The sequence below is a fragment of the Acetobacter malorum genome, from assembly GCF_001580615.1.
In the GTDB taxonomy this organism is placed as follows: domain Bacteria; phylum Pseudomonadota; class Alphaproteobacteria; order Acetobacterales; family Acetobacteraceae; genus Acetobacter; species Acetobacter malorum.
The window spans coordinates 33,209-47,397 of sequence record NZ_LHZC01000039.1; the positions used below are offsets into that span (position 1 = coordinate 33,209).

9 protein-coding genes are annotated in these 14,189 nt (G+C 54.4%); all 9 read right to left on the reverse strand.

The window, feature by feature from the left end:
* Positions 1-19 precede the first annotated feature (19 nt).
* The 9 genes from AD930_RS03640 to AD930_RS03685 all read right to left on the reverse strand — a co-directional run bounded on the left by AD930_RS03640 (position 20) and on the right by AD930_RS03685 (position 14,020).
* Positions 20-724 (reverse strand): hypothetical protein, encoded by a 705-nt coding sequence (locus tag AD930_RS03640; RefSeq protein WP_061505161.1) that lies wholly within the window; start codon positions 722-724, stop codon positions 20-22.
* Positions 724-1,095: a hypothetical protein gene (locus AD930_RS03645; RefSeq protein ID WP_061505162.1), complete on the reverse strand. Its 372-nt coding sequence runs from the start codon at positions 1,093-1,095 to the stop codon at positions 724-726. Before AD930_RS03645 ends, AD930_RS03640 begins: the two co-directional genes overlap by 1 nt.
* A gap of 12 nt (positions 1,096-1,107) precedes the next feature.
* Entirely contained in the window at positions 1,108-2,088 is a 981-nt protein-coding gene (locus AD930_RS03650; protein WP_156476831.1) for a hypothetical protein, read from the reverse strand.
* Positions 2,089-2,203: 115 nt separating this feature from the next.
* Entirely contained in the window at positions 2,204-3,223 is a 1,020-nt protein-coding gene (locus tag AD930_RS03655) for a hypothetical protein (protein ID WP_061505164.1), read from the reverse strand.
* On the reverse strand, positions 3,220-4,014 hold the full coding sequence (locus AD930_RS03660; protein ID WP_061505165.1) for a hypothetical protein: 795 nt from the start codon (positions 4,012-4,014) through the stop codon (positions 3,220-3,222). Before AD930_RS03660 ends, AD930_RS03655 begins: the two co-directional genes overlap by 4 nt.
* A complete protein-coding gene (locus AD930_RS03665; protein ID WP_156476832.1) occupies positions 4,011-4,613 on the reverse strand; it encodes a hypothetical protein in 603 nt (200 codons plus the stop codon). The genes AD930_RS03660 and AD930_RS03665 overlap by 4 nt, the downstream gene beginning before the upstream one ends.
* 250 nt (positions 4,614-4,863) lie before the next feature.
* On the reverse strand, positions 4,864-6,084 hold the full coding sequence (locus tag AD930_RS03675) for a hypothetical protein (RefSeq protein WP_156476833.1): 1,221 nt from the start codon (positions 6,082-6,084) through the stop codon (positions 4,864-4,866).
* 382 nt (positions 6,085-6,466) lie between these two features.
* Positions 6,467-12,709 carry a strawberry notch-like NTP hydrolase domain-containing protein gene (locus tag AD930_RS03680; RefSeq protein ID WP_082781678.1) on the reverse strand — a complete coding sequence of 2,081 codons (6,243 nt, stop codon included), beginning with the start codon at positions 12,707-12,709 and terminating at the stop codon, positions 6,467-6,469.
* Positions 12,710-12,727: 18 nt separating this feature from the next.
* Positions 12,728-14,020 carry a hypothetical protein gene (locus tag AD930_RS03685; protein ID WP_156476834.1) on the reverse strand — a complete coding sequence of 431 codons (1,293 nt, stop codon included), beginning with the start codon at positions 14,018-14,020 and terminating at the stop codon, positions 12,728-12,730.
* Between the last annotated feature and the right edge of the window lie 169 nt (positions 14,021-14,189).

Below are 14,189 nucleotides of genomic sequence, written 5' to 3' on the forward strand. Positions count from 1 at the left end.
CCCAAACTCCCCAAATCACTCAAAAATCTGAATCTTCTTCGTGGTAGTCGTCACCACCTCCACCATGATCGTCATCACCGCCATCATGTTCAGGGGGAGGCGATACTTTCACAGGACTTGGTTCGGGAACTGGCGGTTTCTGTTCGATAACTGGCGGAATGTTTGAATCCTGTTCAATTACTGTAGAACCATCATTTTTTCGGTCGAAATCATCCAATCGTTTGACAACAGACGCAAAAACCTTGGTTCTCTGCCCTGCTTCTGGCGTCATGTGATGAAGCGCCTTAGATGCAAACTCGTGCTCCGTTATGGACGTTTCTTTGAGCTTCAGGTTACGTCCATCATCTTCAAATTCACCGGCCCGCTGATAAGTGACAGGCTGATGGTTTTTTGCCGTCGCAACGCAACAGTCAGTCAAACGCATAGAGTCCGGAGCGGCACCGCTGCCAAGTCCAACTAGGGTTGTGCCAGCCTGCACGTTGGCTCGCTCCACATAGACCCACGACTGCAATTTCCCTTCCATATTGAGGGTCATAAGCAGAACGTAATCATTGCCATCATAGAGAGAGTCCAGCGCCCGGCTTTCTTCCAGAACGCCACCGATTGACATGGTGTTTTCCTGAATGTCCTTGGCCGTATCATCCAGTATATTTGTTCCGGTCTGAACCAGCTTACGGGCATAATTGACCTGTTCAAGCTGATCTCTCAGGTTCATCTCTGCCATTATTCGACCTCCGGAGCGCCCGGCCCAATATCGGGTGTGTCATCGACAAGACCGGCCTGCTCTCCGAGATCAACGAATGCCATCTGTCCGGCAGGTGCGTTATCCGCCAAAGCCTTAGCGTCAGCTTCCTGACACGTTTTCTCAAACCTACGGAGCAGTTCGCCAGCATTCACACCGACAGGTTTCTGACCTTGGGACAAGTAATCTGCCATGAACTCGGGCTGTTCAGAGACTTCTTCTACCTGCCCGGCCATTTCACCGGCCTGTTGTTCAGCCCCGCCGAGAAGATCCCCGCTATCGTCGTAATCCCCGTCCTGACCAGAGAAAGACTGCATCAGCGCACTAAGGGAAAGTTTATCCTCTGTAGCCATTATCCTGTCTCCTTACTGCTGTTCTGCTGCTTCACCAGCCAAAAGGGCCGAAATCATTGCGCCGATGCGGGTCATGCTCTGCGTCTGGTAGCTACGCAATTTCATTGAGAGCGCCCGCAGTTTCACCAGCTCGCGTAGAACGCCGTATTCGTCAGCGGCGGACACTTCTGCGTCCCACTGCTGATACTTCGGCCCGCCGCCATACTGCTGCATGATTTCATCCAGTGCCTGAATCACTGTCACATTGCTTTGTGAGGATAGCCCGGCACCAGAGCCGCCAGCCTGCTGCGTGCGCAGGACTGCAAGGCTTGCCAATGCCGGAGAGCGCATTGCTTCTGTACGCATGGCGGTCGCCAGTCTCAGAACGCCCGCAGGTGTCTTGGCCTCATTGGCAGTCGGCTTATCGAGCGGATCACCGGCAAGGTTGTTGATATACGCCTCAACGTCCTCCTGACTGGACGTAGGATCGAACAGAGTGTTTGCATCCACGTCTGCCGTTGCTCTCGCGCCCACAGAGGCGCACAGACCGGCGCTCACTTCATCCTGACTGCAATACCGCTGGAGATGCCCTGATAGACGACGCTCAACTGCCTGACGTGGCAGTATCGCCCCACCCGGAGCGGACGGAATGCGGTCAGATGAAATCCAGTTCCGGGCCTGCTCTGGAACGCTGGAAATCGCCCGCGTCACATCGCCCAGAACCACCGTTGCATTACAGGCGCTGGCAATCCGGCTTTCAGCGCCAAACTCCCGCTGCGCCTGTACCATTTCTTCGGCAACAGACTGCTGATTGACGGCGGACGCATAGGCTTGCATCGCCTTCTGGATGCCAACCGAATTGCGCGAGGCGTCTGCACTACGCTGCGCAGTCTGAACCTTGGTTGCAGCGATTAGGCGATTGAAGATATTCGTTATGATCGTCGAGCTTGTAGCAAGCTCAACGTCGAATTTTGCGCTCGTAGCCGTTGCCTGACCATTGATCGTGCTACTCATAACGGGATCATTGACCCAATATGTGCAAATCCACGCATGGGCTGGTGTGGAGAAACCAACGCTGACACAGACAGCCAAGGATGCTGCAAGGAGCTTGTTGCGATACGTCCCCATGTTAGTTTCCCTCCCCGGACGGTGAAGGAAGCGGGAGCGGCGGAAGCGGCTGATTCTTCTGATGCGCGATATTATCGGATCGGGTCAGGAGATAGGACGCGATGGCAAATTCTGTCCGCATTGTCTTTTGAACAGCATAGGCTTCTGCCGCCACATTTGCCGCTTCAAGACGCACAGCGTCGAGCAAGACGCCGCGAGGGTGAGCACTGGCCATAGCTGCGCTCCAACGCTCGCCACCATCGCCCGTATATTGGCTCAACACGTTATCCAATGCGCGTTGAGGGCCAGTTCCTGCATTTTCTTTAGCGATGGACGCCAGCACGCGCATAGCCGCGCTTTTACGGGCATCGGTAGTCATTTTGTGCGCTTGAAATAGGCGACCTTCGGACAGGGAATTGCTTCGCTGCCAGCTATCAGGCGGCCCCATGACGAGATTGATATACTGCGCAGATGCGTTCAGATCACCATTGAACAGCGCCCCGGCGCTGGTGTTGTTGCCTGATCGAACGGCCTGCATCCACGCCGTAGGACGTGCAAGCGCACCGGGACGCCCTGCAACAAATGGCTTTATTGTTGCGCTAGGATCAGACGAAAACGTATTTTGGTATGACGAATAGAACTGCGTCATGCTGCTTTCAACGGCACAGGCATTGTAGCCAGTCGTCCCAAATTCGTCTGCCGCGTCACGAACCTGCTTTGCCACACGCGCCGCGACATAAGCAGATCCAGCCGCTTTTGCGGCCTGTATGTTTGTGACGTTTTCCTGCGACGACGACTGACTCTCTTGTGTGTTGAGAACGGTCTGCGCAGCCAGAAGGCGCTCCCCTTCTGCCTCAATCATCCCATCAAAGGTAGCAAACGCCGCGCTGATGTGGGCCGAGACGGACGAAAAAGCGGTTTTCGCGTACAGAGACACCCGAAGCTCTACACCCGGACAGACCGAAGCGTGTGCAGCGTGTGGGAACATTCCAATCAAGGAGGAAACAGCCGACGCTGTAAGGAGAGCCTTACGAATATTCATGGCACCATATCCTCCGTCGCCTGATTGTTTTCGGTATCGTCCATCCCATCAAGAATAGTCCGCGTCAGGCCAGTGCGGGCCGCGCCTACGAACGCCCCGTTATAGATTGCCTGCTGACGTTTCTGTTCGAGATCGGCCCGGCCTGAATTGGGAGCCGCCACGCTTGGTAGCGGAGCAAGCGTGTCCACATAATCCATGCCAGTCATACTTTCCTCGGCTCCGTATCCTCTGCGAAGGAGCCAGACACCCGCATCGGAATTTCCAGCCGGAAACCCACCGCCGCGTGTTTTACCCAGACCCGCATCGCACCAGCCACCGAAAGCGGTCTGTTCGCTTTGTGAGCAGTAAACAGTCCGGCGCAGACCGACGACCGACGACAATGTGTGCCGTTGTTCCCCTCCGGACGAGAACCATCCGTTATCCCGCGTCGAGATAGTCTGCATGTAGGTATTCCGGCCAGCTTGGGCCGAATTGATAGTGCTGACGCCCTGCGTCACCAGACACGCTTTGTATCCCTGCCCTGACTGATAATCCGTATTGTCCTTGGCGCGAGCTATATCGAGCGCGTCGTGCTGCTGCACGATGGCAGACGTGGCAGCTTGCCGGGCTTTGGTCGCCATTGCGGCCTGCTGCTGCCATGCGGACGAGATTTGTGCGGTGTTTGCTTTGTAGGCAGCAAGTAGCCGCTCTGCCGCGACTTCCTGCCCGACAAACTGCGCTTTCGCGTCAGAGAATGGTATCAGACCAATCAGGCAGACAGCGCCAACAGCAATGTTAGCCCGCAGTTTCAATGAAACATCTCCGAGAGATTACTTGAACTGCCGCTGCTCTGGTAATTTAGAACCGGAGTTTGCGACTGATAGACAGACGGATTGACGCCCGTTGTGCCTTGAATCACCTGACTAGCAGTCGGTGACGTGATATTATACGAGCCAAATCCCGCAATAGATGGAACCTGTATGCTCTGTTGCTGACCAAGAATGTTGGAGAGGTTGCCGCCGATCCCGCTGGTATAGGAACCGACCTCACTGTTCATGCGATCAACCACCCCCTGAATTTGGTACTGGACGATCTGGCACGCCTGTTTCTTCGCTTCATCGAGAAGCTGCTGACCAAGTTTCTGGAAGCCACCGCTCAGAATACCGGACGGATCAGGGATTAGGTTGGAATAGTCCAACTGATCCAAAAGGCCGCTCCCGATGCAGGATTTCGCCCCATTGAAAAAATCATCCACGTTGGTCTTGGCTGCGTCAATTTCAGCTAGACGGCGCTGCATTGCCGCACCCGCTGCCTGCTGAACCATACAGCCGGAACTCTGCGCCAGTGCATCACCAGAGCCAACAGCAATGAGCGCCACGCCTACACAGATCGTTCCGATAAACCGTTTCACGTCAGCCATCCTTTTTATGCGTCGAGCAATAATTCCGTGCCATCTCAGCCGAGCGCAGAACGTCCGTATCCAAAAAAACGGCTGAAAACGCGGTTACACGTCGCCGTGCTCTCTTGTCAGCATCACCTTCTGGAACCGTTAGGGCTTCCAGAAGCGATGATTGCGTCACTTCAACCAACTTCTGCATGTCACCTGCTGCACTAAAACTGTCTTAATCGTTCTATACGCCAAAAAAGGGTGATTAGACAACTTAAAGAAGCGGAATAGCACCCGGCCTGTTACCAATTCCAACATTTTTATTCGGTATGTTGAGCCTATCAGCGAGGATATTGGCTACAGACTTAATCATTTTCTCACGAGTGTTTTGGTAGAGATCGACCAAAAGAATATGAGATTGGCCTTCATCATCAAACCAGAGACGAATAGAACGAACACATGCCATTGGCAGCATGTAATCCCCTGAAAATTCGTCCTGCTTTTCCAATTCAACGAATATCTTTTCCGCCTGTTCCCTAATAATATCCGCTGCCTCACCACGTTTCCGGGTTAGTTCGCCCCGTTCGTCGAGGCGCTGTTGGGCTTCTGCGGCTTTGATCTTCGCGTCACGCTCTGCTCTCACCCGTGCAAGGTTGGGCTTAATATCCGCAAATGCAGCGAATGCGCCCATTCCTTCGACAAAAGCACGAAACCAGCGTTCGGTGCAGCGGACACTGGTATCTTCAAGAGCCGCAATGAGAGCAAGGATAGCAACGTGTCCATGCCGGGAAATGGCGCGATCCCACAGTCGAGCTACGCCTTTATGCAGCGGAAGGAACTGGTCTAGGACGCTGCCGATGGCGACAACCAATTCATCGAAGCTGGAATACATCATATCCCGGCCCGTTTTCTTGGTCAGGGCTGAAAGCAGACGGGGAGAAAGTGATATAGCTTCTCTAGCCTCGTGAAGTATTTCTTCTGGCGTTAGAGTTTTGGTTGAAGTCTCGTTTTCCGTGCCTTCTTCTTTAGTATTTAGTTTATTAGTTATAGTTATACTATTTACTAAATCTACGGAAAACGGCGATTTCTCGCTCAGGGCACGATTTCCGTCAGGCAATGACGGCATAAACTGCATGACCTGCATTGCCCACGGGGAGAGATCGAGGGAATTTCCATCTCTCTCAACCAGCCCGGCCTCAATAAGAGCGTTCCTTGCTTCGGTGCAGGACGTGCTGCCCAGACCAAGCAGTTCTTCGCATTCCCGTGTCGTCAACTGGACACGCAGGGTACGGCTGCATGAGATGCGCAGCTTATCAAGTAGGCCAGAGAGAAACACACGGGCAGATGGCTTCAGACCAGCGCGTGTCACATCGACATTCAAGCGAGCCGACAAATAGCTCACCACCCGCGAAAATTCGGTCTCACCCATTCTGGCATGGAGAGCGTTCAGATAAGCCTCGGCGTTTGAAAACGCAGATGGAACTGTAGCGTGCATGGGTTGTAACCCCCCGTAGAGACCGGGCACACCTCGCCTGTTTGTCGCCAAGCAATTCTTGACGAGCAGAGGCAATTCACCTATCTTTTGGGGACAGCAGTTCCTTGGTCAGCCTTTACCGGCCAGTCAAGAGACCCAAAACATAGATTTGTGCAATAAGGCCCGGCGTGTGGAAGCGTTGGGCCTTTTTGTTTGTCCGGTCGATTGAACAAAAAAACATCGACACCTGTAGCCCTTCGTCTAACCGCTCATGATTCCCCTCCATCATTCTCCTGCACATCGTCAACCGACTTGTGCAGGCTCAAAGTATGCGTACAGAACGCGCCTGTCAAAGCTATACAGGGCTGTTCTATGGCATTTGCTCGTTTCACCCCCGAAAAACCTAGTTTTCTGGCGCAATGGCCTGCTCGCTCTCTAGGGCAGACTCTGCGTCAAGGTGTTTGGTGGCAATGGCCTCATGAGCTTTAGCGGCCAAGGAATCCATGCTGCTGAATGCCTTGGCAACTGGCCCGCGTAACTGGATTTGGCTTTTCTGCGTCTCTGCCGTCTCCTGAAGCGTCCTAGCCATGTTGGCTACAGCGTCAGGGGAGTTCATCGGCTGGACGAAGCAGAGCGTGCCCTTGGTGAGACGGCCACCGCCTTTGGCGAACGTATTGCTTGAATCATCCAGTATGTTTTCAAACCCGTAGGCTTTGGCCGTGTCGATCAAGCCTGATGCTTTCTTATCGTACAGGAGGCTCATGTAATTGTGCGTGAGAACAAGGTGAGCATCTTCACCCGTGATATGGCTGGCGAGTGAGGTAACGCCTTTCAGGTCGAAGGCTTGCCGAGCGGTCAATATATCAATTTCTCTATATTTTGCCCTCCCGCCATACACCTTTGTCTCGCAGAGGTCTTTCACTTCTCCAAACATATCCGCCCCTACGAATATCTCCGGAATAGAGTCAGATTTCAGACTTTTTGCGATGCTATTTACAATTTTGTCTAGGTTGTCGCTGACATACTCCCTCATATCCGCTGACGGGACACCCTTGGAAAACAGGAACGTCAGCTTGTCCTCAAGTGTCTTGCCCACCGGCTCTACGTCGCGGATGCTCCCCATGTGCTTGTAGGCAAGATGGTTCATGGCATTCCAGACGTTCTCATACACCTCGCACGCAGCGGCTAGGAGCTTATGGTGCTGGTATGGTGAAACGGTAGGAATGGCTTCAAGACGACTGCTGATCTGCGCTTGAAGTTTATCCAGCGACTCACCTCGTTTCAGAATGACGGCGTGCCTGATTTCCCCTGTCTCTGACGTGTAGATTGCCTTCTGCCCCAACCGGGCACCGCCAACTTGTGTCAGGTGCATAGCGAGGAACATATTGCCTTCTAGCGCGAAGCTATGGCGCGTGACCTCTCCCGATGGCGCAGCATCGAATAGCTTATCCATGTACGCCTTCCAGACTGGATTGGTATAGTCAGGAGCAGGCGTGTCCATGTGGTAAGCCTTCGGCGCTTGTACGCCATCCAGTTCAGGCAGCATTGTGAAGGCTTCTGTTTCAGCCGCATCTTTCCAGATCACGGGATCAATGCGCCGTTTTTCATCTTCATCCATGTTGTCATACATGGCGAACGCAGAGGACAGACTGATTTCCTCTAGGTTCTGCTGGCCCGGCATGGCTACGCCAATCGTCCAGCTTCCGAGATTAAGAGGATCTTCTTCTTTGAACGCAACCCGCGTCAGCACAACCGGCATATCGCGCAGAGCTTCATTATTGGCCTGTCCAGACTCCTCCTGTTTTGCGGCCAGCATGTCAGCCATAGAACTGGCATCAAGCAGGCGCGGGTAAAACTCTCGTTTCAGGCCGACCACCCGACCGGGAACAAGGTCGTCAAGCTGGCCGTCCAAGAACTCCGCAGCTTTGAAGGCTCGAAGCAGGCGCTTCTGCCAGACCTCGGCCTTCTCCCAATCCACGGAGCCGCGAATATGCCAGAGGGACAGAGCCTCTTTCGGATCGACCTCTTGCATCCCGAACGATTTATCTTCCGCCCGGCGAGCCATCGCCTTGTCAAAGACGCGAGAGGAAACATCAGGAATCCCGCGTTCATCGAAAATCTGGCCGAAAAGCTCCCGACCAGACAGGGCGCGTCCATTTCCTTTTTCGGCGGCTTGCTCAACGCCTCTCTGGACGAGCCGATCAACACGATCAGAACTGATAGCTTCCAGCTTTTCTTTGTAGGAGAGCTTAACGAGATTGACGGGACGCTTCCCGACTTCCTCTGCATTTTCCTCGCCGGATTGCAGAACATTCACAACTTGCGAGCGAGCTTTCCAATCGAACTGACGCAGACGCAGAGGGTTCTGCCCCTGCGCGTCAAGAGCTTCGACCTTCATTCGGAAAGCCGTATCCAGTTCAGACAGGATCGTGTTGCCGTGCTCAACCGGGAGCATGACCAGTCGGCCCATCAGACGCCGGGCGTAGGAATCTACATTGGCCTCATTGGAGGAATCACCGGGGATAGGCAGGCCAAGGGTAATCGCCAGTTCCTTACGCTCAGAAAGATACTCTCTGACAACGCCCTCCCCGACCGGGTTCAGAAGGTCAACCGCTTCCTCAATGTTGCTCGCATTCTCACGGGAGGCCGTTGAAGTAGCAGAAAGAGAGCGGTTTTTGCGGTTGAAAAGCTGAACAAGCCTATCGTCAGCCGCGAAGCCTGACATGGGAAGCCAATATTCGGCATCATGCACCTGACCATAGCGGTTGATGCGTCCGTCAATCTGGCGTTCCTGCGTCACGTCAGACTGTAGCTGGAGCTTAATCATCACTCGCGGCCGCAGATCATCACCCGTCGCCGGGCTTGGGTGCATGGAAACACCCGAAGCGGCAGAACGGTTCATGCCGATGAAATCAGTATCGCCATTATTGAACGAGCGGATCACGACGCGCTTGTCCTCTGGCGTTCTGGTTTCGACCAGATACGAGCCATCTTCCTGCTTTTGTGCCTGAAGCTGCCGTTTTGTCAGTTCGCCAAATTGCAAACCAAGATCGTTGCCAATCTGCTGCAAGTAATCCAGCGGTGCGATAGACAACTCATTCAAGCCGATCTCACGGGCGGCGGTCACTTGCGCCTTAAAATCGTCCAGCCAGCCCTCATACTCCTTCAGCCGAATGACATTCTCCCCTCCGAAATTGTCAGTCACTTTCAGGGTCAGAAGTTTGTCAGCATTTTCAAAGAGAATATCGCCAATATCGGGCAGGCGGTTTACGCGACGACCATCGGCAGCGGCAAGCTCGCCCTCTCTGTTCGCCATACGGGATAGCAACTCTTTCCCGGTATTCTCCACCACCAAGATAGGCTTCTTACCCTGCGCCACCGCTGTAGCGATCATTTCCCGTGCAAACGCTGTTTTCACGGCAACGAGAAGATACTGGCAATAGGAGTGAAACTGCGTGACGGGCGAGGTGGCTGAAACGCTAACCTTGTTCTCCGGACTGCTGGCATTATGCACGCCAGCAATCTTTTTCGCATCGTCCGCAATTTCTTCGGCCTTGCCCACGATTTCACGCAGGAGCATGGAGGCGGCATCACTGGCTTTTACAAGGCGCTCATAACGATCAGGATCAATATCGGCCAATGGGATAAAGCGCCGTGTAGTCCCGCGTGAATCAACCTCACGAGATATGAGCGTGCCCATACGGGCCATCTCAGAGGAAAGGACTTCCTGCAAGGCCAGCGGATTACGTTCGATCAGGTTAATCAAAGAATCAGCACTCATGCCGAGTTCCGGCAGAATGGGCCGATAAACCTTGATATTGCGTCCTGATTTCAGCGGGGTAGCGGATGAATAGGTGACTGTTCCCCCCACACGCTCGATCTGGTCAACAAGCGCCTCGATGCGCTCGCCCGTTGCCGACATTTCACCCGCAGCGCGATGCACTTCATCCAGCACGAGATGCGGCTTGCGGCCCATCTCGGCCTGTTGGTTGATCCACGATGCAATGGCACCGAGTTTCCAAGAGCCTGACGCAACCTGAAACTGCGAGTAGGTAGCTAAGATTGTATTGAAATCTGTTGATATACCCTTCTCTTTTGCAAGTTTCAGATCACCAACGCCATAGATCAGATCACCGTTTGCCAGATCACGAACCGCCGCCTCTTTCGTCTGGTTCATGATAAACGGCTGAATGGTTCCTTTCAGATCAGCGATGCTTCTCTGCGTTACATCCACAACGTCACGGGCCAGCATATCGGAAAAGAGATTGGGCTGTTCCGTCATGAAGATAACGGGACGTTCTTCCTGATAAGCGGCAACCATTGTTCCCGCCAGAAAGCGGCCCTTGCCGACGCCCATAAGGTCAGCATTGAGGAAGCCTTTACCTTCATCGTGCCGGGCAAAATTGAGGGCGAGAGCATCTACCTGCTCAGGGGAAAGGCGACCAAAAAGCGCATCGGCACTCATGCCGAGCTTGCTCGCCACATATTCGTCAACAGGGCCGTGCTTTGTTTCTACGTCCATAAGCGCACGGTAGGTCAGCCCTTGCAGAGACTTCTGAACCTGCGTGCGGGCCTCGCCCACCGTCGAAAAAGCCTCATACCGGCGAACAAACGGATCGTCCTCTATGTCGTCCACAAGCACGGTTGATTGTGGCAGGGACGGCGCGGGTTTTTTCTCTCCTTCCGGAGAGGCCGGTTCTGGGTTCTCAATGGTGGCTTCTGGCTCCGGAATATCATCTTCAAGCTCACCAGCCGGAGCCGGGGGCGCTGATGATGGCGCGGAAGCCCGTGGAGCACGGACACCACCTGACGACGAACGACCGCGACGAGCGGGCTGTTCATCATTTTCAGGTGCATCCCCCTCCGGTGCAGGTGCCCTTGTGCGAGATGCACGCGGAGCGCGGGGTGCTGCATCTTCATTCTTCGGCTCTGCTGCCGCAGGAGCCGGGCGTTCTGGCTCTGCCGGGGTTGGCTGCTGCTCGCCAGTCGGCGGCGCAGGGGCCGGACGTGCTGGCTCTGCCGGGGCTGGCTCCTGTTTTTGGCTGGGCGTCTGACTCTCGGCAGCTTTCCGAATGTCTGGGTAGTCCACGAACGACAGGCCGGTAAGCTCTTTCATTCGCTCTTGTGTCCTGTCCGACCACGCGAACAGTTCGTCATGAGACAAAATGAGTTCATGACGTTCAGGTGCGACGGCTTCTACGTCGGCTGACGACAGGCCAACATCTCTGCGTGGCCCGACCGCATAGACGATAACCGGGTATTCGGTTCCCATTTTACGGTAGAGGCGACCGTCAAGGGACGCTGACCCGGCAACGTGGTACGTCGCCCTCAACCAGTTATCGAAAAACCTGTCTGCGCCCTCAATCTCTCCGTTGCGCATCATCTCGCCGGGCAGGACGAGGAAAGCACGCCCATCGTCAGTACGGTTGCGCAGCGCCTCAAAAACGATTTGGTGATGGAGAGTTCTCAAACGGACGTTCCGACCGAGAACGTCTTGACCGACGAGAGGACTGTCCAATTTCCCAAACGGCGGATTTGCCACCATTAAATCGAATTTTTGTGAGACGTTTTGTCTCACCTTGAGGAAATCGCCCTCAATCACATCGTCGCCGGGGGCGCGTAAAACCGTGCGGGCACGCGCTGCACGCGGCGGGTCAAGCTCGATGCCTGTTATCTGGACGCCACGAGCAATGAAGCCAGAGATCAGCACGCCATTACCCACAGTCGGCTCAAGCAGGCTTTCACCCGGCTGCGGCAAAAGGGTTTCCGCTGCTGTTCGACCAATAGGGAATGGGGTGGAATACTGCTGCAACACCATCCGAGTGCCACTGCGCTGATTGTGCGCAGCCATAGCATCGTCGATCTTGAGAGCGACGGAGCGAGGATCTGCTGAACGGAGGGATAGCGGGCCAACAAGCGAAGCTAGATGGCTCTCAATTTCCTCTTGCAGATCACTTAACCGAAAGCCTCTTTCTTCACGGAGCTTTGGCGCACCTTCGGTAATAAGATCGTGCATCGCCACAATGCGGGACTGGTCAAATTTCTCGCCCTTCCCGATTGCGATGGCTACGGCACGGGCACAGCCAGAGAAATCCTTGCGTGTCTCTCCCCGGAAGAAAGCATCACCCATCACCACGCCTTTAGGCTGGCCGGAGGGGGCAATTTCCCATTCCCCGTGAGTGACACCCTTACGAGTGAGTGAGCGCCCTAGAGGCCCGTCTGTAACCTGCTCTCCGTACCGATTGATCCCGATGATATTCGGACGGAACGTATCTTCTTTAAGGCCAATCTCTGACAGGGCCGTGTCAAGCCGATCACGGATGGCAGAATGGTCGGCCAAGTCCGTATATGCGCGGGCATTTTCTAACCGAAATTGCCTGATTCCCAGACCAGCCCACGCCCGGCGCGATAAAGAGTATCCCGGCTCAAAGACAGCAACGGAAAAACCGGACGGGCTGAAAGATTGAGCGATAGAGCCGTTTTCACGGCTGGCGAGTGTGCTCATACGGCGCATCAGCGCCGCATTACTCGCTGCATCTCGCACATACACGAGGAGAGCAGGCTTGTTCTTGCCAGTAACGACCGCAGGTAGGATCGCTGCGCCTATTCCGTCAGTTTCCAATTCTGGAAGAAAGACAGATGCCATAACTGTTCTCCTTCCGCGTCAAAATTCCGCAGAGGGGGAGTCATGAATGCCCATATCGTCATCTTCGAGATCGTGGCCGCTATGCCCGAAATCATCATGTCCGTGGTCATTCTTCGGCCCGGCTTCCATGCGCTGCGCCAGTCGCGCATCGACCGTCTGCACGGCGATCTCGGCAACCGCGTTCATATCGAGCTTCACATAGGCATCGGAGCTTTTTGCGGGCAGTCTTTCGTCTGATTGGATTGCCTTCACCACAGGCTCAACGGTTTCGCCGGTCTTTTGTGAGACGAAGCGAACGCCAACTGCACCCTCGAAATAGCCGCGATCAAGGAAGTTTGCAGAGGCAGTTCTGGCCTGCTTGAGCGTGCCGTCCTGCTGCTGCTTGAGGCCGAAGAAATCATTGTTCTGGAAGCGCGATGGGGAGAATTGCATGGCCGGGGATACGACAACCCCAATCTGCCCCTGCTGCACTGCTGTATAAAGCTGGCGTAGGTTAGCTTTCTTGGCATCATCCACGTCAGCGAGATTCAGGGAATCAAAAGACTTACCAACCGATGCCGCTACAGCCACGCCAGCAACCGCGCTGTATCCCTTTAGGGGCTGCGAGAGGGCAGCATCAACGCCGGGTGGTGTGAAATAGACCTTTGTGCCGCCTTCATCGCGGCTCTGACGAGGAGCATAAAGCGCAAAGGCTCCGACACCATCGGGCATTTTGATTGATACCAGTGCGCTTGTCCGTGCAGGCGCTCCCGTACCGGGGAGTTCACCAGAAAACACACGATCAAGTGCAGCTTTGGCCTGTTTCGGGTCGCCATTGCCTTCGGCTTTTGGATCGAAGGAATTTTTAACGTCGATATAATTGATGTAGCTCGCCTTCACTTCTTTGCCTTGAGCAGTGGTGACGCGAGCTTTCACTTCAAACATGCCAGTCAGTGCTTTTTCGCCATCAGGAATATGAACCATTCCCTGCGGCCAGCGAGCATAAAGCTGGTTCGTATCGTAATCTTGGCGCACATCCGAGAAAGAGATTACTCCGCCTTCCGGAACAGCTTTATTCCCACGTTTCGCTGCAAATTCGTCCAATCCGGGGCGGTTCGCAATCATGCGCTGCGCATAGGCTTGGCGAATGCTTTTATCCTCGTTTGAGGACGTATAAAGCTGGACAAATTTTTCTTCACCGGCCAACGCGATTTTTACATCCCGACCCGTGGCAAGATCCGTTCCATGTACCTGCAAGCCGTTGGCCGAACGCTCATAATCCGAGACCAGAACATGCACGTTCCCGTGCGTTTTGGCTTCTTCATCGGCCATATCCGCATTGCGCTTGCCGACCAAATCTTTCAACGAAATAGACATATCTTACACTCCGCTCTTGTTAGGGACTGGCTGTAATGCAAGGAGCAAAACGCAATACAGAGGGTCAGCTTAGGTCATAAACCTAGAACATCGTCAAGGTTTATGTGCAGGCAATAAGGCCGGG